Origin of the sequence: Novosphingobium sp. G106 (genome assembly GCF_019075875.1) — a bacterium.
In the GTDB taxonomy this organism is placed as follows: Bacteria; Pseudomonadota; Alphaproteobacteria; order Sphingomonadales; family Sphingomonadaceae; genus Novosphingobium.
In genome coordinates, this window is record NZ_JAHOOZ010000001.1 from 2,496,637 (window position 1) to 2,518,647 (window position 22,011).

General features: G+C 61.3%; 21 protein-coding genes, 1 tRNA gene and 2 pseudogenes. 7 read left to right on the top strand and 17 right to left on the bottom strand.

Annotation, left to right across the window (positions count from 1 at the left end; all coding sequences use genetic code 11):
* Positions 1-12 precede the first annotated feature (12 nt).
* Both KRR38_RS36020 and KRR38_RS11965 read right to left on the bottom strand, forming a co-directional pair.
* Positions 13-1,209 (bottom strand): TonB-dependent receptor, encoded by a 1,197-nt coding sequence (locus KRR38_RS36020; RefSeq protein WP_309141184.1) that lies wholly within the window; start codon positions 1,207-1,209, stop codon positions 13-15.
* Positions 1,146-2,597, bottom strand: a complete 1,452-nt coding sequence (locus tag KRR38_RS11965) for a TonB-dependent receptor plug domain-containing protein (protein WP_217401734.1) — start codon at positions 2,595-2,597, stop codon at positions 1,146-1,148. The genes KRR38_RS36020 and KRR38_RS11965 overlap by 64 nt, the downstream gene beginning before the upstream one ends.
* Before the next feature lie 149 nt (positions 2,598-2,746).
* Between KRR38_RS11965 and KRR38_RS11970 the strand changes: the two genes are divergently transcribed.
* From KRR38_RS11970 to KRR38_RS11980, 3 genes are all read left to right on the top strand, one after another.
* Positions 2,747-2,821: transfer RNA gene (locus tag KRR38_RS11970), tRNA-Gln, on the top strand.
* A 685-nt stretch (positions 2,822-3,506) separates the two neighbouring features.
* Complete coding sequence (locus KRR38_RS11975) at positions 3,507-4,415, top strand: site-specific integrase (protein WP_217401359.1); 909 nt, start codon at positions 3,507-3,509, stop codon at positions 4,413-4,415.
* A 4-nt stretch (positions 4,416-4,419) separates the two neighbouring features.
* Complete coding sequence (locus tag KRR38_RS11980) at positions 4,420-5,613, top strand: IS91 family transposase (RefSeq protein ID WP_217401357.1); 1,194 nt, start codon at positions 4,420-4,422, stop codon at positions 5,611-5,613.
* A 634-nt stretch (positions 5,614-6,247) separates the two neighbouring features.
* Here the strand turns inward: KRR38_RS11980 and KRR38_RS36025 are convergent.
* From KRR38_RS36025 to groES, 9 genes and pseudogenes are all read right to left on the bottom strand, one after another.
* Positions 6,248-6,430, bottom strand: a complete 183-nt coding sequence (locus tag KRR38_RS36025) for a prolyl oligopeptidase family serine peptidase (RefSeq protein ID WP_309141031.1) — start codon at positions 6,428-6,430, stop codon at positions 6,248-6,250.
* Positions 6,408-7,682 (bottom strand): annotated as a pseudogene (locus KRR38_RS11985) (TCR/Tet family MFS transporter); the annotation flags it as partial. The gene KRR38_RS36025 and the pseudogene KRR38_RS11985, both read right to left, overlap by 23 nt.
* Positions 7,683-7,856: 174 nt before the next feature.
* Positions 7,857-8,504, bottom strand: a complete 648-nt coding sequence (locus KRR38_RS11990) for a YoaK family protein (protein WP_217401736.1) — start codon at positions 8,502-8,504, stop codon at positions 7,857-7,859.
* Positions 8,505-8,971: 467 nt separating this feature from the next.
* Positions 8,972-10,015: an IS110 family transposase gene (locus tag KRR38_RS11995; RefSeq protein WP_217401738.1), complete on the bottom strand. Its 1,044-nt coding sequence runs from the start codon at positions 10,013-10,015 to the stop codon at positions 8,972-8,974.
* Positions 10,016-10,310: 295 nt separating this feature from the next.
* A complete protein-coding gene (locus KRR38_RS12000; RefSeq protein ID WP_305800815.1) occupies positions 10,311-11,003 on the bottom strand; it encodes a carbonic anhydrase in 693 nt (230 codons plus the stop codon).
* Between the two features lie 55 nt (positions 11,004-11,058).
* Positions 11,059-11,922, bottom strand: coding sequence for an RNA polymerase sigma factor RpoH (gene rpoH / locus KRR38_RS12005; RefSeq protein ID WP_309141032.1), 864 nt, complete (start codon positions 11,920-11,922; stop codon positions 11,059-11,061).
* Positions 11,923-12,272: 350 nt separating this feature from the next.
* On the bottom strand, positions 12,273-12,458 hold the full coding sequence (locus tag KRR38_RS12010) for a YdcH family protein (protein ID WP_217401742.1): 186 nt from the start codon (positions 12,456-12,458) through the stop codon (positions 12,273-12,275).
* Between the two features lie 115 nt (positions 12,459-12,573).
* Positions 12,574-14,199: a chaperonin GroEL gene (groL, locus tag KRR38_RS12015; RefSeq protein ID WP_217401744.1), complete on the bottom strand. Its 1,626-nt coding sequence runs from the start codon at positions 14,197-14,199 to the stop codon at positions 12,574-12,576.
* A 56-nt stretch (positions 14,200-14,255) separates the two neighbouring features.
* Positions 14,256-14,570, bottom strand: coding sequence for a co-chaperone GroES (groES, locus tag KRR38_RS12020; protein WP_217401746.1), 315 nt, complete (start codon positions 14,568-14,570; stop codon positions 14,256-14,258).
* A gap of 271 nt (positions 14,571-14,841) precedes the next feature.
* Between groES and KRR38_RS12025 the strand changes: the two genes are divergently transcribed.
* From KRR38_RS12025 to KRR38_RS12035, 3 genes are all read left to right on the top strand, one after another.
* Entirely contained in the window at positions 14,842-15,078 is a 237-nt protein-coding gene (locus KRR38_RS12025; protein WP_217401748.1) for a hypothetical protein, read from the top strand.
* Positions 15,075-15,344, top strand: a complete 270-nt coding sequence (locus KRR38_RS12030) for an usg protein (protein ID WP_217401750.1) — start codon at positions 15,075-15,077, stop codon at positions 15,342-15,344. The genes KRR38_RS12025 and KRR38_RS12030 overlap by 4 nt, the downstream gene beginning before the upstream one ends.
* 71 nt (positions 15,345-15,415) lie before the next feature.
* Positions 15,416-15,730, top strand: a complete 315-nt coding sequence (locus KRR38_RS12035; RefSeq protein WP_254514767.1) for a hypothetical protein — start codon at positions 15,416-15,418, stop codon at positions 15,728-15,730.
* A 40-nt stretch (positions 15,731-15,770) separates the two neighbouring features.
* Here the strand turns inward: KRR38_RS12035 and KRR38_RS12040 are convergent, their stop codons facing one another.
* The 4 genes from KRR38_RS12040 to KRR38_RS12055 all read right to left on the bottom strand — a co-directional run bounded on the left by KRR38_RS12040 (position 15,771) and on the right by KRR38_RS12055 (position 17,884).
* On the bottom strand, positions 15,771-16,313 hold the full coding sequence (locus KRR38_RS12040) for a hypothetical protein (RefSeq protein WP_217401754.1): 543 nt from the start codon (positions 16,311-16,313) through the stop codon (positions 15,771-15,773).
* Between the two features lie 52 nt (positions 16,314-16,365).
* Positions 16,366-16,830, bottom strand: coding sequence for an NADH dehydrogenase ubiquinone Fe-S protein 4 (locus KRR38_RS12045; RefSeq protein WP_309141033.1), 465 nt, complete (start codon positions 16,828-16,830; stop codon positions 16,366-16,368).
* Entirely contained in the window at positions 16,793-17,314 is a 522-nt protein-coding gene (locus tag KRR38_RS12050) for an Hsp20/alpha crystallin family protein (protein WP_217401756.1), read from the bottom strand. The genes KRR38_RS12045 and KRR38_RS12050 overlap by 38 nt, the downstream gene beginning before the upstream one ends.
* Before the next feature lie 99 nt (positions 17,315-17,413).
* Positions 17,414-17,884 (bottom strand): Hsp20 family protein, encoded by a 471-nt coding sequence (locus tag KRR38_RS12055; protein ID WP_217407242.1) that lies wholly within the window; start codon positions 17,882-17,884, stop codon positions 17,414-17,416.
* Positions 17,885-18,922: 1,038 nt separating this feature from the next.
* Here KRR38_RS12055 and KRR38_RS12060 point away from each other — a divergent pair.
* Positions 18,923-19,336 carry a DUF6998 domain-containing protein gene (locus KRR38_RS12060; RefSeq protein WP_217401757.1) on the top strand — a complete coding sequence of 138 codons (414 nt, stop codon included), beginning with the start codon at positions 18,923-18,925 and terminating at the stop codon, positions 19,334-19,336.
* A 571-nt stretch (positions 19,337-19,907) separates the two neighbouring features.
* Here the strand turns inward: KRR38_RS12060 and KRR38_RS12065 are convergent.
* Both KRR38_RS12065 and KRR38_RS12070 read right to left on the bottom strand, forming a co-directional pair.
* On the bottom strand, positions 19,908-20,360 hold the full coding sequence (locus KRR38_RS12065; protein ID WP_217401759.1) for a hypothetical protein: 453 nt from the start codon (positions 20,358-20,360) through the stop codon (positions 19,908-19,910).
* Between the two features lie 374 nt (positions 20,361-20,734).
* Positions 20,735-21,892, bottom strand: a pseudogene (locus KRR38_RS12070) (IS110 family transposase).
* Between the last annotated feature and the right edge of the window lie 119 nt (positions 21,893-22,011).

Here is a 22,011-nt window from a genome sequence, read left to right on the forward strand (position 1 = left end):
GCCCCCCCAAGGTCAGTCGGCCATCGCGCCGAAACGGACCTTGGCCCGCAGGCCGAACATCCGCGGCATGCCGAGCGCACCGTATTCGATGCCGGTCGATTGCCAGCCGCCGCCGATGAAGTTGTAGTACTTCTCGTTGGTCAGGTTGGTGACGAAAGCCGCAAGATCGACCGGCGAACCGCCGACCGACTTCCAGGCCAGGTTGAGGTTCAGCAGGTCGAAAGCCGGCACCGTGCCGAACGGCGTCACCAGCGGCGACGCCGTCACCTGGCTCGATGTGTGAACGTAAGTTGCACTGAGCGTGATCTCGCCGAGGTTTTCGCTGACCGGCAGCTTCACCGAAGGCGTGACGCTCACCTTGTGCTTTGGCGAAAGCGGCAGCGGACCGCCGACGACCGAGTTCGGCGTCGCCGGCAGATAGCCGGGGAAGTTCACCGGGGTGAAGCTCTTGAGCTCGGTGTCGAGATAGGTGTAGCCGACCGCCAGGCTGAAGGCCGAGTAGTTGGCTAGCGCGTCGACCTCGATGCCCTGGATCTTCGACTTGCCGGCGTTCACGATCGCCTGCGCCGGCGAAGCGGTGGAGCCCGCCGCCGGGATCAGCGACGTGGCGAGTTGCTGGTCGCTGAAGTCGTTGTAGAAACCGGCGATGTTGAAATAGCCGCTGAACTCGCCGCGGAACGACAGCTTCGCGCCAATTTCATAGCTCTCGACCTTTTCGGGGCCCCAGCCCTGCGGAATCGTGTTCGACGCGTTGATGTTACCCTGGCGGTAGCCGCGCGCGTATTTGGCATAGAGCAGGATGTCGTCGGTAGGCTTGTAGTCGAGGTCGATCAGCCAGGTCGGCTTCTTGGTCGTCTGTTCCGCATGGGTGATGCAGGATTCACCGCTCGGCGCCGGGATCGCGTTGTTCGCCGCGCAGACCGCGTTGTACTGGTTGGGCGCGAAGAAGAAGAGCTGGCGCGTCCCGCCTTCGGCGGTCGTCTTGTCGATCGTGTAGCGAATACCGCCGGTGATCGAGAGCTGATCGGTGAACCGGTAGGTCGCCTGGCCGAAGAAGCCGATGTTCTCGTACCAGTACCGCGTCAGCGAATTCTGCAGCAGGCTGGGGATCAGCGGTGAACCGAAGGTATTGATCGGCGTGCACTTCAGCGTGCTGATGTCGGCGCACGACAGCGTCGCGAGGAACGGCAGCAGGGTACCCGCCGGCAGGCCGGCCCCGCCGGCGCGGGCGAATAGTTGACATAGCTGATCTGCGAATAGGTGCCCTGGAAGGGGCTGAGCGGGTTGGCCTTTTCGTAGTAGCCACCCAGCACGTAATCGAGCTTGCCGTCGCCGCTCTTGCCCTGGATCTGGAATTCCTCGGTCATCGTCTCCTGCTCGACGTTGGCGAGGCCCTGCGAGGGATAGATGCCGACCCAGGTGAACGGCAGGCCGGTCCAGGCCGGGTTGGGATTGGCGGGGAACACGAAATTGTCATTGCCGATAAACAGGCTCTGCGACTGGCGGAACTGCTGATAGCTGGCGATGTTTTTCAGCGTGACCGTGTCGCTGATGCCCCAGGTCGTCGTGTTCGTGATGCCCCACTGCTTGATCCGCAGGAACGGCTTGGGGCTGCCCGCATCGACATCCCAGAAGCCGTCGCCGCGCGCTTTCTGGCGCGCGAAGCTTCCCGAACAGGCAAGCGGTGCCAGGAACGACGCCGTGCTGGCTAGGGTTTGTCCCGGCAGGTTGAAGACCGGCGAGCCCGGCAGCGGATACTTCGACCGGTCCACGCCGGCATCGCAGCCCGTCGCGTTGATCCCGACGATCTTGTTGAATGTACCGTTGGTCTTGGACTCGCTGTAACGGACGATCAGATAGTTCTCGAGGTCGGGCGTTAGATCGGCGACCACCGCGCCGCGGAACGCCCAGTAGTCGACATCGTCGTAATCCTCGGGACCGATGCCGGAATTGTTATGGACATAGCCGTTGCGCTTCTGCCGCTCGAAGCCCAGGCGGACCCTGACGGTGTCGGCCAGCGGCGCGTTCAGCACGCCCTGCAGGCGGTACATGTCGAAGTTACCGACCGAGACCTCGAAATAGCCGCCGAACTCGTCGGTCGGCTTCTGCGGCACGATCAGCACGGCGCCGCCCGTGGTGTTGCGGCCGAACAGCGTGCCCTGCGGCCCCTTCAGCACCTGGACGTTCTGCAGGTCGAAGAACTGCCCCACGCCGGCGCCGTTGCCGCCGGCCGTGCCGCCGTTGGCGCGCGGGCCGATGACATCGGCGAAATAGGTCGCCACCGAGGGCGAAGTGAAGTTCTCCTGCGTGAAACCGCGGATGGCGAAGGCGGCGGTCTCGGCACCGAAGCGCGAGTTGGCCGACAGCGACGGCGTATAGGTGGCAAGGTCCGAGCCGGAGACGATGTTGCGGCTGGCGACCTGGTCCTGGTTGAACACGGTCATCGAGATCGGCACGTCCTGCAGACGTTCTTCGACGCGGCGGGCGGTAACGACGATGTCGCCTGCCCGCTCGTTTGCGGCATCCTGCGCAAGTGCAGGCGTGATCCAACCCAGAGCAGTACTCGACGCCAGGGCAAACACGATCGATGCTTTCATGACATTCTCTCCCCAAGAACCTCAGTCGTCCGTTTCCCAAACCTTTTTCGGTGTTGCGGAAACGGCGTTCTCGCAGAGTGTCCTATTCTGCCTCCCATCGCAAGCACCCTTCACACACCGGCAATCACCCGCTAACGGGCGCGTTCCGTTGGGGCGTCGCCAAGTGGTAAGGCACCGGTTTTTGGTACCGGCATTCGGAGGTTCGAATCCTCCCGCCCCAGCCAGAAAATGCAATTTTATCAGTGCCTTATAGCGCGCCTCAAGGTAATTCACCGGGGATGATGCAATATCCCGCAAGGCACTGATATTATTAGATTCCATTTTTCACAAAATCGAAAATGTGCCACGATTTGTGCGCTGAAATCGCCAAGAATGGCATAAATTTCAAGCTAAGATTCTGATTTATAACAGTTTTATTAAGGATTTGGGTTTGAAAGGTAACGGTTTTCATGACCGTTCCCAAAGTGCCGTCAGAATCGGGGCGCTCAAAAATCGATTTGACGCAAATACTTGCGGCAAAAACGCCCGATCTGCGATGCTGGGCTCCAGCCTGAGTTCAAAATAACGTCAACGGAGCGATGCTACCCGTAGATGGACGTTCAGCCGCACCCCTGCCCGCCAAAGGACCAGTTCGGTGGGAGCGGGCGCATCAACGGCAAGCCTGAACGTCCGGGATGTTCGACCTTGGCGACTGTACGGACTCGGGATTGAAAAGCCAGGAACCGGACCTTCGTTCAGCTGACCGCGCTGGAGCGTTTGAACGACAGATCAGTTCGACTTGTACGAACCCGCTGTCGCGGGAATGGCGCTAATCGGCGAGGTGTAGAGCAGCTGCTGCCACGGCCCTTCGATTGAGCGGCGGCTGCCAGAGGCAGACCTTTGCGACTCCTTCAACCGAGGAGTCGACCCATGACCAACGCCATCACGGAAGTTTCCACGAAGACCCTTCGCGAGCGAATGCTCGAAGATATGGATCTGCGTCGCTTTGCCCGAGCGACGCAGCGCAACTACGTAAGGGACGTTGCCCGGTTTGCGGCCTTTCTGGGCCGACCTCCGGACACCGCAACGGGCGAAGATTTACGCCGCTTCCAGATTGCCCAGCGCGAGGCGGGCATGAGCGTGACGACCATGAACACCGTCGTCTCGGCCTTGCGGTTCTTCTATATCCGCACACTCGACCGACCGGATCTGGCCCGCAAGCTTCATCACGTTAAGCACCCTCGCGGCCTGCCCACGGTACTGAGCCGCGAGGAGGTCGCACGCCTGCTTCAGGCCACGACCAGCCTGAAGCACCAGGCGATGCTGTCAGTCGCCTACGGTGCGGGTCTGCGCGCTGCGGAGGTCACGCGCCTGAGGGTCCGGGATATCGACAGCGAGCGCATGCTGCTCAAGGTCGAGTGCGGCAAGGGCGGGCGAGATCGCAATGCCATGCTGGCCCATGATCTGCTGTTGCTGCTGCGCGAATGGTGGAGAGTGGGCAAGCGTCAGGGGGTGATGCACCCCGATGGCTGGCTGTTCCCGGGGCAGCACTATCTCAAGCCGGTCAGCACCAGACAATTACACCGCATCGTCGTCGAGGCAGCGATGGCGGCGGGCATCGCCAAGCGGGTCGGCCCCCATACCCTTCGCCACAGCTTCGCCACCCATCTCCTCGAAGACGGTGTCGATGTTCGGATCATCCAGGCATTGCTCGGGCATTCCAAACTGGAAACGACCGCACTTTACACGAGGGTCGCCATTAAGACGGTCAAGGCGGTGGTGAGCCCCCTGGACAAGCTGGCGATGCTTCCCGGTGCACAGGGGGCGCCGGACAGTTGAGCCGGTGCGATCTTCGCTCGAGGTCGCAGATATCTTCTGTGCTGCCGGGCCAGCCTATCGTGTAGCCCATGCGGGGCACCTGAGCCTGTATCAGCTCAAGGTCATGACCGCGGTCGAAAACTGCCGCACCGCTGCGCTTGGCGGGCACGTGGAGGCCTGCGAGGACTGTGGCCACTGGCGGATCGCCTACAACTCATGCCGCAACCGGCATTGCCCAAAATGCCAGGGCGCGGCGGCACGCACCTGGCTGGCAGAACGCGAGGCCGATCTGCTGCCGGTGGGTTACTTCCACGTGGTCTTCACGCTGCCCGCCGAGATCGCAGCCATCGCCTGGCAGAACAAGGCCGTCGTCTACGATCTGTTGTTCAAGGCGGCGTCGGAGACGATGCTGACGATTGCGGCGGATCCGAAGCATCTGGGGGCGCGCATCGGCATCACGGCGGTGCTTCACACATGGGGGTCGGCGATGACCCACCATCCCCATGTACACATGATCGTCCCGGGCGGAGGCATCGCGCTCGACGGGATGCGCTGGATATCCTCACGCCCCGCCTTCCTGCTGCCGGTGCGCGTGTTGGGCGCATTGTTCCGCCGCCTCTTCGTCACCCGGCTGATTGCGCTTCACGATGCTGGCCGCCTGTTCTTCGGCAGCGAGAACAGCGAGCTCGCTGGCCGCCAGGCGTTCCTGCGCCTCATCGCGCCAGTCAGGAAAAAGCGCTGGGTCGTCTACGCCAAGGCCCCGTTCGCAGGCCCCCAGGCCGTGCTCGCCTACCTGTCGCGCTACACTCACCGCGTCGCGATCTCAAACCGGCGCCTCATCGCCTTCGACGAGCGCGGCGTCACCATGCGGTACAAAGACTATCGCCGCGATGGCCTCGACCGACAACGTGTCATGACCCTTGCCGCAGACGAGTTCATCCGCCGCTTCCTGCTCCACGTCCTGCCGCGCGGCTTCCATCGTATCCGGCACTATGGCCTGCTCGCAGGTTCGGCGCGCAAGGATGCGATCGCCCGAGCCCGCGCCTTGCTCCACGTAGCGCCGGCCCCGCCACCGCCCGACGACGAGGAGCCGCCTGACTATCGCCCGCCATGCCCATGCTGCGGTGGCCATATGGTAGTGATCGAGACCTTCGTGCGTTGGCAGCAGCCACGCGCACCGCCCCGGCCTCTCAAGCTCGTCCGGGAGATTGCGCCATGATCCGGCATGGCCTGGAAACACCCGTTCCTCCGGTCATCATGCCGCCGGAAGCGGTAGCGTTCGTACCCAGAGCCATCATCGCCCAAAAACTCGGCGATGAAGCACGCAGACAGCGACCGGCCCCAGGCTACCGCACCCGGCAATGGGGGTGGCCGATGCGATCTGTATCGCTCCCAGGCAGCTCTTGGCTGACACCACAGACCCGGCCGAAATTGAAATCCCCATAGCTCACGCCCAGACCCACCGCGGGTCGTACTCGTCCGGGTTTAGTACGCCTGCCGGCGCCCGAAACCCTTCGACGTTCCGGAAAGTCCGCTTCGGGTGCGCGGGTCGGCGTAAGCCGCCTTCCGTTCAGATCCGGCTACGTCCGTCTGCAAGGTTCGACGAAGAAGACGAAGACGGCCGGAGCATCGCTGATACGCTGGTCGAACCCATGCGGTGAGGCCATTCGAGGAAATCCTTGAGCGGCATTTCGTGAACGACGATTGGTCGCCGACCGCGGTCACGCAAGAGGCGCTCGAACGACCAAATTCGAGCGCCTCATGATGCGTCACGGGGCTTAACCGGGACAATGCGGACATTGCCCTTGGAAAGTTAAGGTTGCGTTATGCCCTTCCGAGACGGACTAACGCATTCATGTCCGATTCCCGTTTACCTTACCCTGCTTGACCAGCCAATCCATTCCATCGTCGAGATCGTCCTGCATCTCGCGACCCCATTGGCCCTCGCCCCGGTCGGCGAAGAGCTTTCCGTAAGAGCCGGAACCACGGTATTCGGGCTGAAGCACCACATAGCCGCGATTTGCCAGGAACTGCACGTCGGCATCGAAGTCGCCATGGTCTCTGACGCCGTGGCGCCACAGCGCTGTCGCTTGCAAGCGATGCAAAAATTGCCGCCGCCGCCAGAATTCCTGCTGCGACCACAAAGCTCATGCCAGGCAGAGCCTCGCTCGAAACGGCATAGAGCCATCCGAAGAATGTCGGTCCAGTGACCCCCGCCACGCTTGCAAGGCTCTGCATCGAGCCCTGAAGTTGGCCTTGTTCGTCCTCGGGTACGCGACGCGACAACATCGATTTGAGAGTCGGCTCGGCAAGGCCCATCAACGAGGCCGGAACCATTGCAGCAACGAACAAGGTGGCGCTGGGAGCGAGGCCCATCGCCAGGAAACTCAGCATGCCGCCGGCCAGACCAACGATCGTCGTGCGGCGGTCGCCGAAGCGCGCCGTGGTGGGACCCACTACGACGCCTTGGACAATCAGGTCCAGCACGCTCGAGAAGGCCAATAGTGAGCCGATTTGCAATGTCGAAAGCCCGTGCTCGTGGCCCGCGAAAAGCACGAACACGGTCATGAACAGCCGGTGGGAGAACGTCAGCAGAAACACGCTGCCCGACAGCGCGGCAAGCTGTCTACGTCCCAGGAGCATCTGCACTGCTGCGACCGGATTAGCTGTACGCCAAGCAAAGGGTTTGCGGCGTTCAGGCGGCAGGGACTCACTTAGCACCGCGAGCCCATAGAGGAATGCTGCACCGGAGAACGCGGCAGCGACCCAGAATGGCAAACGTGGGGAGATGTCACCCAGCACGCCGCCGAGCGCGGGGCCAAGCACGAAGCCAGCCGAGATTGCGGCCCCGATCAGGCCGAAGCTGCGGGCGCGGCTTTCAGGCGCGGTGACATCGGCCATGTATGCGAACAGTGCAGTTGCGCTCGCCGACGTGATGCCGCCTATGATCCGGCCGACGACAAGCCACCACAGGTTCGGAGCCAGTGCCATCAGTACCCAGTCGAGCGCGAGTCCGGCAGTCGAGATCAGGATAATCGGACGGCGGCCGAAGCGGTCCGACAGGCTGCCGATAATCGGCGCGCAGACGAACTGCATCAGCGCCCACAAGCTGCCAATCAGCCCAGTCCAGATGCCCGCAGCGGCAAGCGATCCGGTCAGGTCCTCGATCAGTCCGGGCAGAACCGGCATGACGATGCCCATTGCCATCATGTCAAGGAACGCGGCGATCAAGATCATCCAAATCGCCGGCGGTTTCACGGCGCGCGCCAACCGATCCTCCCTTTGCATTTTCCAGCGGAGGAAACGGGCTCTTTTTTCCTTTGTCAATTCAGACAGGGACGCTCCTGAACGCACGGCAGGTTTTGGGCTAGTCGGATCGAACTCCGAATGCCCGCAATGTCGGCGTGGCCTGCCTCGCCTGCGTTCGAATCTGCAGCGGCTTTCTTGGCATCTTCACCTAAATTACACCGCGGCATCTCGTGTCAGCATTCGGGTGAAAAGAACGAGTGCAGAGGCGAACCCGAATGCGATCCACACAGTGGCGTCCGGAAACGTTGAATAGCTGGCAGCTCCCAGAATGCCTCCGCATACCAATGCCAACCAGAGCAACAGATAAGGCGCCCAAGCGGTCCGACTTCCTCCTAGAGCCGCATCGGCCAGTCTATGACCAAGCTTCACCAGCGTTCCGGTCATATAGGTCACGCCGATGCTGACCTCGCCATCGCGGCGAAAGATTGAGTTTGCCGCCCCCATCGCCAAACAGAGCATCCCGATGGTTGGAATGTCCCAGCCCGCGCTTTGGCAAATCGCGGCGCCGAGGAGGGACGCGGCGACACCCGCCATGACGGTCACCTTGCGATGTGCGATCGTGACGCGAGCTGCCATGAGCGAACTCAAGAAAACGCCGAGAACAAACAGGCTGATCAATGTCGCCGCCGAGAGACTTGCCCGCGAAACTTCCACCAGCCCTATCGCCAGCCGTGTTGAGTTGCCGCTCATAGAGGAAACGAACAGCCCACCTGACTTGATGAATCCGATCGCATCCACAAAGCCAGCGAGGCAAGCGAGGCCCAACGCCAGTCGCTGAAACTTACTGTCATAACGGATCATGCTCCGTTCAATAGCAGCGCGGCACTGATCGTGTCAGCCATCCGGTCGATGGGTTTGCAAACTGACATTTCGTCCTTCGAACGACTCCAGACTGGCCGAGGTAGCGATCGTTTGCTCCTGCGAACGGTTTAATGAACCGACGGTCGCTTTCGGGTTGCCGTCCAGGCAGCACAAATGGCTGCTTCTCTATCGCGGCCGAGGTCAAGGGCGAACTTTTGAGACCATAAGCATCATCCCAATGATGGGCCCCTGGCTGGATGATGCTGTCTCACGAGGCTCGCGCTTCTCTTCGAGGTCGGCACTAAGCCGCCTCATGATGGGGTAAGAAGGACGGCCTGGCTCTATCTTTGTCGCGTCCTTGCCGCCGAAGCGGCAGGATCCGCAGCCATTACGAGCTCAGGCCACCCGTCGTCCCCGTGAGGACATCTTCCTGCCGAGGCAGAACCTTTCGTTCGTATTGCGGTGAGTCAGGCTGCCGGTGCGACCGCGGTGTCGTTGCTCCAGCGGAAGTCGGTTCCATCAACCCACATGCGATGAAGGATAACGGCAATCCTCCTGGCGAGTGCCACAGTGGCGCGGCGCATGCCCCGGCGCTGGGCGACCCGCACAGCCCATGCCTTGAGCCAGGACCATTTTTGGCTGTGGCAGAGCATCGACTGCGCGGCTTCGTAAAGCACCGCCCGCAGCATGGTGTCGCCGCATTTCGATACGCCGCCGTTGTAGTCGATCTCGCCCGACTGGTGCCGGCGCGGCGTCAGTCCAACATGCGCGCCAACCTCTCTCGAATGAACGAAGCGATGGGGCTGATCGACCGATGCCCGGTAGGTAAGCGCCACGAGGGGGCCGACGCCGGGTACGGTCATGAGACGCCTGCAAACCGGGTCATGGCGAACCGTGTCGAGCACCATCTTGTGGAGGACGGCGAGCTGCTCGCGCATTACGCGCCGAACGCTCAGCAACGGCTCGACGATCGCGGCAAGCGCAGGGAATTTTTCGACGAGATCCCGGATGCGCGCATCGTAGGCAGTCGGGCTGACCGGGCCGACCTTCAAGCCGAAGTTACGCAGCGTGCCCCGCAGGTCGCATTCGATGTCCATCAACTTGCGCTGGATGAGCTTGCGGCTTGTCAGCAGCATCCTTTGCTCCTGAGCCGCCAGCGTCTTGACGTGCACCGGCTTGAACAGCCCTACGCGCATCATCTGCGCGATGCCGCGAGCATCATTGGGATCCGACTTGTTGATCTGCTGGGCCTTCAGCAGCGCCTTCATGTGCCGCGTCTCGACACACACCACGGGTAAGCCCGCCTCGATCAGAGCGCCCACCAGCCATTGCGACAGAGGGCCGGCCTCGATCCCTACTCGAGCATAATCGCCGCCGATTGATCCTAGCAGGGTGGCGATGTCGTCAGGCTCGGTCTCTACCTTCAGCTCGCAAAGAACCGTGCCGGCATCGTCCACCACGCACACCGACGTCTCTTTCACCGAAACGTCCAGACCTGCAAACTGCGCCATCGCCGTCACTCCTACCCTCGATGCACGAGGTCAGGCTCGACCCCGACCGGGGCATCTTACGTGAAGGGGCTGCAACCGCATCTGCGCTAAATCGCAGCCGCCGCGATACACCATCTTGGTCGGCGGTTTGCGATGCTTCAATGGCGCTCCGAGTTCATCCGCATTGGCTTTCTTGCGTGGATCGAGATCGATCTGTTTCGCGTCTGAGACGCGGCATATGGCGCAGACTTCGGGCAGGGCCAGTCGGATGGTCTGCCGCATATTTCGGCGGGACAGGCGGCGTATGAAGCCGTGGCTAATCGAGCCAGCGAACCTCCCCCGTGGCCAAGCTGTAAACTGCACCAACCACTTTGAGCGCGCCAGTGCGCTGAGGCTCCATCAGCATCGGTTCGGAAAACGTCTGCAGCCGCTCGACCATGCGCCGCACGTTCTCCTCCACGGCCCGGTCAACGAGATCCGATTTCCCACCCGCGCGTTCGGCGGCAAGGACGGCTGGAACGATTGGCTCGATCATTCTACCGATGCTGCCGGGGAAGCGTTTGTCCTGCGTAACGATCTCACTCGCGGCGGCGACTGCACCGCACTGCTCATGACCCAGCACAACGATTAGGGGAACTTGGAGAGCCATGACCGAATACTCGATCGATCCCATGCCGGCGGTGTCGACGTTGTTGCCGGCGGTGCGCACGATGAACAGCTCGCCAAGCCCGGCTCCAAACAACTGCTCGGGGCCGACGCGAGAGTCCGAACAGCCGACCAGGGTCGCGAAGGGCTGTTGGCCACGGGCGAGGGCCAGGCGGCGATCGCGTGAAACGTCAGCCTGCATCGGACGGTCAGCCACAAAGGCTGCGTTCCCGGCCTTGAGACGCGCGAGAGCCTCATCGGGGGTCGGCTGAGCGGGAAATGGTTTCGGATCAGTACTGGCATTCGCTGTCGTCATATTCATCCTCAGAAGCTGATTTGCCATTGCCTTGAGCGCGCGTCTCATCGCACCGGCTGCCACAACGTCAAGTCGGATAACTTTGCGCTTCGATCCGCGAGCGCTAGCTGGTGACCCGGCGATCCTCGGCCAGGCGACGAATCGCCTTTTCGAGCTTTTCGAACGCACGGACCTCGATCTGGCGAATGCGCTCGCGACTGACGTGGTAAACTTCGCTCAACTCCTCAAGCGTCTTGGGTTCGTCGACCAAGCGACGTTCAAGGAGAATGTGGCGCTCCCGCTCGTTGAGCGCATTGAGTGCCTCGCTCAGAAGCTGGCGACGAAGACGATCTTCCTCATTCTGCGCGAGAAGATCATCTTGCAGGGGCGCGTTGTCGGGGAGCACGTCCTGCCACTGAGCGTTGCCCTCCTCGCCAAGCGGCACGTTGAGCGAGGCGTCGCCGCCCAACAGCATCCGCCGGTTCATCGCTACGACCTCGGTCTCCGCGACCCCCAGATCTTTGGCGATCTTCGCGACATCACCTGGCTTCAGGTCATTATCTTCGTAAGCGGCGAGATTTTTTTTCATACGCCGCAAATTGAAGAATAGCTTCTTCTGTGCTCTGGTGGTGCCAAGCTTCACAAGGCTCCAGCTGCGCAGGATAAACTCTTGCATGGAGGCCTTGATCCACCAGATCGCGTAAGTAGCAAGGCGGAAGCCCTTGTCCGGGTCGAACTTCTTGACGCCATGCATCAGGCCGATGTTGCCCTCGGCGATGAGGTCGGCGACCGGCAAGCCGTAGCCCCGATACCGCATGGCGATCTTAGCAACCAAGCGCAGGTGGCTTGTGACCAGTTGGGCTGCGGCGTCAGTATCGCCGTGCTCACGGAATCGCTTGGCGAGCATATATTCTTGCTCGGGTGAAAGGATCGGGAAGTTTTTGATCTCAGCAAGATAGCGATTGAGACCTTGGTCAGTGTCGAGCACAGGAAGGGGCGCGAGTTTGGGGGTTTCTCTCGGCACTGCTTCACCGCTTACCGTTCTTGTTCGCCTTTGGATTTCCAAATTCCATACCCGGACCGGGTATTCTAAGTGACGCCTGGAAAATTGCCTTCACCAGTGCGATTTGTAAATGCGGTCCGCATTGGTTCAACCCCGATCAGCGACGACCTTTTCTGCGTGGCGGAAGCTTCACGGGCGATGTGATCATTCTCGCGGGCTTACTGGATCGAAGCCGCATCCTACCCGGGTGAGCACCGTCGGCATTTCCGGCCAAGCTTCCAGCTTGCTCGAAATAGGTTCCAGGAAGCGACGGTGCCCACTCCAGGGCAACGGGCTCAGGCGGCCTTGCGATCCGCTTCGGTCGCTGACCAGGCTGCCATTTGATCCTTCACGGCCAATTTGAGCTTCTTGAGCCGGCCGATGAGAAATTGGCGCGGAAAGGGACGCAGTTCCTCTTCGCGAATCTCAGCATCGAGGCGAGCGTGTTCGCGCTCTAGATAGCGAAGATAATGGTCGTTCATCGTCGAGTTCCTCATGTTCGATCCGATGGTAGGCCTTGGCGGCGCGGCTGGCGTGCCGCCAAGGCGGGGTTGCGAGACGGTCATCAACGGTCGGCAACGCCGGCCACTTGGTAGATCAGTACTCCAGTTCCGGCACTGCACCTTTCGCGCCCTTGTCATCCTTGGGTGCTTCGGCGACGAGCGCCTCGGTGGTGATCAGGAGCGAGGCCACCGATGCGGCGTCCTGCAGCGCCGTGCGCACGACCTTGGCCGGATCGATCACGCCGGCCTGGACGAGGTCCTGGTATTCGCCGGTCGCGGCATTGAAGCCCCAGGTGTAGTCCTCGCTCTCAAGCAGCTTGCCGACGATGAACGCGCCGTCCTCGCCGGCATTGTCGGCAATCTGGCGCGCGGGTGCGCGAAGGGCGCGCCGCACGATGTCGATGCCGGACTGCTGGTCGTCGTTCGCCGCCTTCAGACCATCGAGGGCCTTGAGCGCGCGAAGCAGCGGAATGCCGCCGCCCGGCAGGACGCCTTCCTCGACCGCGGCCCGGGTGGCATGGAGCGCGTCGTCGACACGGTCCTTCTTCTCCTTGACCTCGACCTCGGTCGCGCCGCCAACGCGGATGACCGCGACCCCGCCCGCGAGCTTGGCCACGCGCTCCTGCAGCTTCTCGCGGTCGTAGTCGCTCGTCGTGGTCTCGATCTGGGCGCGGATCTGGGAAACGCGAGCATCAATGTCGGAGCGAGCGCCCGCGCCATCGACGACGGTCGTGTTGTCCTTGTCGATGATGACCTTCTTCGCTCGGCCGAGCATGCCGAGCGTGACGCTTTCGAGCTTGGTACCCAGCTCCTCGCTGACGACATTGCCGGCCGTAAGGACAGCGATGTCCTCCAGCATCGCCTTGCGGCGATCGCCAAAGCCTGGCGCCTTGACCGCGGCGACCTTGAGACCGCCGCGCAGGCGGTTGACCACCAGCGTTGCCAGGGCCTCGCCCTCGACATCCTCGGCGATGATCAGAAGCGGCCGGCCCGACTGCACCACCTGCTCGAGCAGCGGAATGAGCGCCTGGAGGTTCGAAAGCTTCTTCTCGTGGATGAGAATATAGGGATCCTCGAGTTCGACCTTGAGCTTCTCGGCGTTGGTCACGAAGTAGGGTGAAAGATAGCCGCGGTCGAACTGCATGCCCTCGACGGTCTCGAGTTCGGTGGCGAGGCTCTTCGCCTCCTCGACCGTGATGACGCCCTCGTTGCCGACCTTCTCCATTGCCTCGGCGAGAATGCGGCCGACTTCCTCGTCGCCATTGGCCGAGATAGTCGCGACCTGCGCGATCTCGCTGTTGGCGCTGACCTTCCGGGCATGGGCCTTGAGGTCCTTGACCACGGCGCTTACGGCGATGTCGATGCCCCGCTTCAGGTCCATCGGGTTCATGCCCGCAGACACCGCCTTCGAGCCTTCACGCACGATAGCCTGGGCAAGCACCGTTGCCGTCGTCGTACCATCGCCGGCCTTGTCGTTCTGCTTCGATGCCACTTCGCGCAGCATCTGAGCGCCCATATTCTCGAACTTGTCCTTGAGCTCGATTTCCTTGGCGACAGTGACGCCGTCCTTGGTGATGCGCGGCGCGCCGAACGACTTCTCAATGACCACGTTGCGGCCCTTGGGGCCCAGGGTCACCTTCACTGCGTTTGCAAGCGTATCCACGCCGCGCAGCATGCGATCACGCGCGTCAGACGCAAACTTCACTTCCTTGGCAGCCATAATACTCAACCTCCTTTCCAGATTTCCTTCCAATGTTTGAGGACAAGCGGGGAGCCTTAAGCCGCCTGCTTGAGCTGGGCCTGGGTCTCGACCACTCCGAGGATGTCGCTCTCCTTCATGATGAGCAGATCCTCGCCGGCGATCTTGACCTCGGTCCCCGACCATTTGGCGAACAGGACGCGGTCACCGGTCTTGACCAAAAGCTCGACAAGCCGACCGGCATCGTCTCGCGCGCCAGGGCCGACGGCGACGACTTCGCCTTCCTGTGGCTTTTCCTTGGCGGTGTCGGGAATGATGATGCCGCCCGAGGTCTTCTCCTCGGCCTCGATGCGGCGGACGACCACACGGTCGTGCAAGGGGCGGAAATGCATGCATAACCTCCAGATGCAAATCGTGGATTGAACAGGCCTGTCGTTCATCCGAACGCCAGGTTCCGCGCAACTAGGAAGCCCCATTTTTTCATTCAAGAGGGGAACCGAAAAAAATTGGCACTCTAGGATTGCGAGTGCCAATACCCTCCTTATCAGCAGCTTAGGAGGCAAAATCCCTCTTGACGCGGCGCAACGTCGCACCAAAATCTGAACGGCGCGCGGCGCTGCCCACGCGCCAAAGAGGAGCGACACAAAGAAAGGAGGCACGGCCATGTCGCAGCCATTTTCCCGTTTTCTTCATCCCTTTGAAGTTTCGCGCCATCCGCGCCTGGAGCCGGAAGTGAAGCGCGCGATTCTCGCATCCTGGGCATCGGATCGATGCGCGGTGCGCAACCAGCCAGCCCTGAGAAAGCCGCCCGGTGCCAGGCGTGCGGTCTCGATCGACGACATCCTTGCCGCGATGCACGACCTGGACGAGGGGCCGGATCAGACGCGGTCGCTGCAATGACGGAGCGAGGCTTCATCGTGCAGTTGAAGGGCTACGGGCTGACAACGGCTGAAATCCATTTCTACAGGTCCGATGCTCCCTCACTCCTCCAGCTGTTTGTCTGGCAGGAATACGATCTCGCGCCCGATTTTCCGGTATTGTTCGAGTTTCTCGACCACTGGCGGCGCGAGATCGAGGCCGCGCTCCACTCGGTCCGGATTGCCCACGATCGGCTGATCTGTCCGACAGAGTGGCGGGCGGTCGATGGCGTGATCGCGATCCAGTGAACGGCGTCCCGCCCAGGCGATCGCGTTCGCGCAAGGCCGACTTGCGTTTGCGGCTGGCCTTTGACGACATCATGGAATTTGCGATCGCGCTCCTGTCGATCAGCCCGCGCGAACTCGAAGCGCTCGGCTGGAGCTTCGACGATCGCAAGCGGTTCCTGGATCACTTTCTAGCCTCGGGCCGCGTCGCGCAGGGCGTAAAGCCCGAGGATCTTAGCAAGACGTCGATCGAGATCGGCGTTCCAAAGGGAGATATCGTCAAGCTACAGAAGTTCGCGGTTCGGGAACTGCCAAAGGCAGCGAGCAACGCCGGCGTGATCGATCGCGTGCTAACAGCTCTCGACGAAGCCACGCCTGAGAAGGAACGCCAAAAAGCGCCGCGCAGCTAGCCGGAGCGGCATTGAGCCGCTCCGGCTGGAAGACCCTTCCTTACGTGCTATGGGCAGGCGCCGCGGGCTTCTCTGCGGCTGTGGGGTCAGCGGAAACCCCGCAATCGCCGGACGTCGAGGAGATCACCTTGGGCTTCCCATTAGGCTCATCGGATGTGATTTCGACGCTGCGCGCGCAAAAGCCCTTGCCGTTCGAGGTCGCGACATAGCTGTAGCGCGCCGTGCCGGCAGGGAGAGGCCGCACGGATACCCAGTTGGTCAAGGCCGCTTCATCGGCCGGGAACGCCTCAAGCGTGCGAACCTGACGGAACATCGCCTCAAACTGGCGATCCATGTCGGCCGAAATACGCTCCAGGTTGGTAAACGGCGCCCAGGCAGGATGCGCCATGAGGGCCGCGAGGTCTGGAATGCGCCGCTCGACGGTCACCTTCGGCGCGACGTCGCCTTGATATTCAACGCGCGCGACGAGGCCGTCGGGCAAGTTGACCGTCATCGTCTTGTGAAGATTGCCTGCCAGCGCCGTCCCCGCGACCGCAAGGGCAGCGATGCCGGCGAATATGGCCGTACGAAGAAGCAGTTTCATCAATCATCCTCCATAAGTTTGAGGCTTTGAGCCCCGATTGACCTGATCTGGGCTAGCTCGCGAGCCGGAACTTTCCGCAACACAGCTGATGCGGTCCCGTTGGCCAGCAACACAGAGCGGGCGGTGCATCAGGGAGCTTGAGCGGCGCGGGCACCTTTCGGCCTGGCGTCTCTGCAGCGCAGGTGTACGCCAAGCCCTGCCGCTGGCAGTAGCCCTCGGCCGATGGTCGGTCGGCAAACCGGAGCTCAATCGTATCGAGCGGGTCGCCGCCACCGATCCAGCCCGTCAGGGTATCTGCCGATGGCCCCCATCTGGGCCGAAAGCGTACGCGCCACTGGCCTCGCCGCGCGCGGCGACCTTGAACCGTAGCGAGCGGCACAGGTTCGACGATCGCGCGCGTGTCGGGCGGAAACCCGGAGCTTAGCGCAAACTCGTTATCGTTGGCGGAAGGCCCGGGACAAAAGTCCCGGGCCGAACGATCATGCCGCCTTTCCATTGACAGGAATCCGGCGAACATTTTCGTTCGCCGCCTCCGTGCGCGGCAGCGTTACAGTGAGCACGCCGTTCCGAAAGGTCGCGGTTACCTGGTCACGGTCGACGCCGCGCGGCAGACCTATCCGCCGCTCGAAGCGACCGTAGCTCCGCTCGGAGCACCCGCGGTACCTGTCCTCCACCTCAGCGCGCTTTTCGCCGCGCAATGTCAGCACGCCTTCCTCGACGGTGAGTTCGACGTCTTTTTCATCGAGGCCGGGAAGTTCGGCGGTGATGCGGATCTCCTTGTCGGTCTCGCCGAGTTTGACATGCGGCCAGGACAGGTGGCGCTCGAAACCGTCGAAAGCCGGCATGCCGAAACTGCGCAGGACGTCATCGAACAGCCGGTTCACGTCGCGGTGAAGCGATAGCAGCGGGTGATCCTCAAGTTCGCTCGCGCGTTCGGCGCTCACCGGAACGGGCAGCCGGTTTTCCTGCCGGCTCCAGGGAATGAGATCACGAAAGGCCATGATTTTCATCTCCTCTTCTGGCTGGATTGGCTGAGACTGCCGGACGCCGCTCGCTGGGGTACGGGCAAGTCGCGGCTCCGGCAGGCCGGTGGGCGGAGTTTAGGCAGGCTCGGTGTCTTTCTCCTTCGTCTCGCCCAATCGTTTGGTGCTGGCGCTGCCGCCGATCTCGATCCGGCGCGGTTTCATGGCCTCGGGCACAACGCGCTTCATCTCGATAGACAGAAGTCCGTGCTCGAAAGTCGCGGCTCCAACTTCGATGAAATCGGCGAGCTGAAAACGCCGTTCGAATGCGCGGGCCGCGATACCTCGGTGAATATATTCACCCTTGTCGGCGTCGTCGGCACGCTTGCCCGTAACGGTCAGCAGGTTCTGATGGGCGACTATCTCAATGTCTTCCGGCCGGAAACCAGCAACGGCGACGGTAATGCGGAAATTATCGCCGTCGATTTTCTGGATGTCGAAAGGCGGATAGCCATCTTCCTCCCGGGCGCCCGCTTCGAGCAGGTTGAACAAGCGGTCGAATCCGACCGTGGAACGGCGATAGGGGGTAAAGTCAAAGGCTGTTCTCATTTCCAAATCCTCCAATGAGCAATTTGACCCTGAGATGCGCCGGTAACGAAGAGCCGACGCTCTCGATGTCCAACCGGACCCGGTTTGGCGTCCGGTACTCAGAGAGCTAATTTTGGGCGCGCGGCTTTCAAGATGGTTCTGCCAAAATTTTTTGGGGCCGCGGCTGACCGGTTGCGAGCTTGCAGAGCCTGGCTGGGAACCCGATATCGCCTCAAAATTTGATGGGCATTTCGACCCCAAAGAGGAGAACGGCTACGATGGTATACCGGTTACTGCGGGCAGACGCTGACGGATCAATAGTGGCACATAGCGACGAACTTGACGGCGAATTGGCCGCGATGACCTGGGCGCGGGATTGGCTGGAAAAGCATGCCGATCACGTCGCCGCGGAAGCGAGCGGCACCTAGAAGGCCCGCGTTCGGCTGTGTTCGCTAGGTTCGGGGCGCTCCCCGACCGGCGGCGCGGGGGATGTCACTGCCGGTATTGCATTCGGTCCGGTCGTGCTCGGCGCACCCCGCTCGACGCCGTGCATTGGGCGGTTGGGTTTATTGGCGAGGCTGGGCGACGCAGCACCATTGGGGTAGGCCCCCTCGGCTTCCTGGCGCGTGAGCGTAGCAGGCATGTGCCCAGACTGATGGAGGCAATCTAGACGCGGCGCCAAAACACAAATACGCGCTGGCCCCAGCCTCGTCCTCGGCGTTCGAAACAGTCGAACGCGGTAGGATGCTCCCGGCAAAGAGTAGGACTACCGTTCGTGACCGAGCGTTGGGTGAGCGGACGGCATGAGCCAGGAGGCGCAAGAACGGCTTCGAACGGCAGAAAAGTCGACGTTAGCGGCGAGGACGGCTTCCAGGCGCGGCTCGAAAGCGCTCGGCCGTCCTTGGGGAACGGGTAAGCATTCCTATAGCAATTATCGGCAAGGTCGCGAGCATGCAAACTTTTGCGCTTCCGCCGGCAATCGCTCAACTGGTTCTAGCGCGTAATGCGGTCCGCGATCACTATCGTCGGATTCTCACACGAGAAGGGTCGGACGTAGACTTGGCATTCACGCTCGATGGCAATCTCATCGGCGATATCGGCGAGGCGATTGCGGTTGAGCTGTTTGGCGTGAAGCTCGTGGCTGCGCGCTCGAACGAGGGAGTCGACGGCCATGCACCCAACGGACGCTCTGTCCAGGTGAAGGTGACTGGAACTAGGCGTGGTCCCGCTTTTCGGTGCATTGAGACAAAGGCGGATCATCTACTGTTTTTGGATCTCAACGTGGAAACGGCGACAGGCACAGTCATGTTCAATGGGCCCGAACATCTGGTCACAAGATACCTCCCCGAAATTTTCGCCAATCAGCGGATGGTCTCCAGGCGACAGATCATTGATGCCGATCGTCTCGTCTCGCCCGCTGATCGGCTGCCAATCCTTTTCGGGTCAGTTGCCCGAAAATCGAGCGACCTTTAAGTTACGTGCATGATACTAGCTACCAGCCCGACAAGATTGGGACTTAAAAATACCATATCGCGCGGAGGGTTTGCCTCATCAGAGTGTCTGATCGGCTCTCCGGTCAGTCAATGATCCCCGCCACCGTGCGCAAGCTTGTTCAGCACAGATTGCCAATAGCTGTCCTCACATGCTTGATTGTCATTTTGAGCGCCATGGAGCGGCCGGCGTGAATGAACCCGAAGACAGCGCGAAAGTGCCCTCGATATACCTTCGCGCCCAGATGTTAACATGATGCGCCCCGACCCTTGTGCAAGGGGCCAGACTAGCCTGTCATGCGCAGTTGTCCAACGCCGAAAGGGGCGAGTCCCTCGCAGGCACGGTCGGCTTGGAAATCGTTAAGGCCCTCGCCAGGGAAATCGCCTTGGGGCGAAGACTTCTGTGCTGCGGCTCAACCTGAACGGACGGCTGGTTTCAAGGGGTTCGCTCGTCCTCTCGAATGACCGGTATGTCGGTGGCAACGGCAGGTTTTCCTCCCGAGACCGGCCGGGCGGCCATCAGCACGATCCGAGCCGGTATGGCGGCGGTCACCTCAATCGCAATGCGCCTGATAGTCAAAATGCATTGGAACCCCGTTTTGTTCTAAATATAAATACTGCTTCTCGAATGGCCGCATTGCTATGAAATAAACGTTTGGCTCGCTATCGCTGTTGAGCGTTGGCACCCCCCGATCGGACAGGGCAATTTTACCATTGAGTTTTATGAGATATCCTTTCGATTTATACTGTTTATGAACTACCTTCAGGCCATCCGAATTACTATCGCCAGCGACTCTTACAATTCTATCGGTTATCATAATCCGAGACGATCCATGGACGTAACAGCCGTCTATACTGGCCTCGGGCCAAATATCGCCCATGTAATTACTGGCGCTACGAACATAAACACCAAAAATACTCGCATTGTTCGCGCTTGCGTCAACGTCATCTCGTTTCACCCCGCTAAAGATGCCCGTCGTCGTTTGACGAAATTGCGGCGCGCCCATTGGCGGAGGCTGTAAGCTTTTTCTTATGTCCGCAAGGCCGGCGGGGACAGCCTAAACTGACTCTCTGAACGAACAGCCGCTCACATGACGAGGAAGTCGGTCAAGGTTTAACTTGGTGACCGCATTGGTCGTCTCCTTGGCGATCGGATCCAGGCTTTGCCCGTTGCATGACGCGGATCGACGGATCGACCCATATCCAGCTCACATGCGGTCGCCGTCCGGAACGGCTGCACCATTATCCCGCTTGCGGCGGGCACGGGCTCAGGAGGGCGAGACCAGTCTTTCAGGCGGCATTTGAAGCCAACAGCCGTTTCGGTTCGCCTCCTGGATCCACGAAGCTGATCGGGCTCCGGGGATGGGTGGAAGGTGCCGGGTCAAGCGGCCTTCATAATGGCTCCTTCGATGACCACGCCAGCGGTCGCATACTTCCACAGGGCGATCAGGAGCTTGCGAGCAAGCGCGACGATTGCCGGCTTTTTGTGTCGACCACCGTTGTGTTGCACGCGCTCCTGGAACCAGCGCGCCAGTGCGGAGTCCGGCTGATAGCGGACCCAGAGCCATGACAGCTCCACCATGGTCGTTCGAAGCCTGGCGTTGCCAGCCTTGGAGACGCCCTGCTCGTGTCTGATCGAACCGCTTTGCCAGGGCGTGGGTGCCAGTCCAGCATAGGCTGCCAGCTGACGCCGATTATCAAAATGGCGAAACAGCCCCTCAGAATAAAGGATTGTCGCGAACTCGGGTCCGATACCTTTAAGGTTGAGGAGCATCGCCGCGGGCGTATTGTCCGCCTGTGCAGCGATGAGCAAAGCGCGTTCGTCCTCGACGGCTTTGATCTGTTCGATGATCAGCTCGAGACGATCGAGTTATCGATCAATCTGCGACCTGACATGAGCCGCGAGAATGCGTCCATCGCCTGTTCTGAGGTCTGAGAGGCGACCTCTGCGATCCCGACGGAGCGGCTCATATCCGGTGATGCCTTGGGTGAAGAGCAAACCTTTGATCCGGTTGATATGCTGGGTGCGCTCGATGATCAGCACCTGGCGCTCGCGGCAGATGCGACGCCGATCTTCCTCCTCGACGCTGGGTGGCCTGACCATCGCGCAGACGCGTGGTTCGCCTCGCTTGTAGGCGAGCAAGGCACGGACCAACGCTTCGCCATCGATCTTGTCCGTCTTCGCGCGTCGGCGTCGGCGGGATGTCGCGATCGACGCCGGGTCAACGACATGGCTCTCGATACCTTCGCTCTCCAGGACCCGGTGGATCCAGAAACCATCGAGACCGGCCTCCTGGATGACAATGAAGCCGAACTCCTGTCCGGTTCGCGACCGCGCCTTCGCACGAAGCTGGGCGAAGCGCTCCATCAACCCGGCAACATCGCCAGCCCGGACCACATGCTTCGACATCCGCTCGCCGGCGCCTGGCGACAAAGACGTGATCAGCCACGTTGATTTAGACAGTTCCATCGAAACGAAGATCGCGCCAAGATCTATACGGATAGCGGCGGGCACATGGGGTCGATCAGCTGCAAGCATGGTTGCCTCCACGGAGTTAGGGGTCAGCAACCGAACTCTGCCAGAGTGTCAGCCGCTATCCACCCTCGCCATGGGATCTTTCAGGGAAGCCAGCCGGCGGTTCGAACGACAGTTGTCGG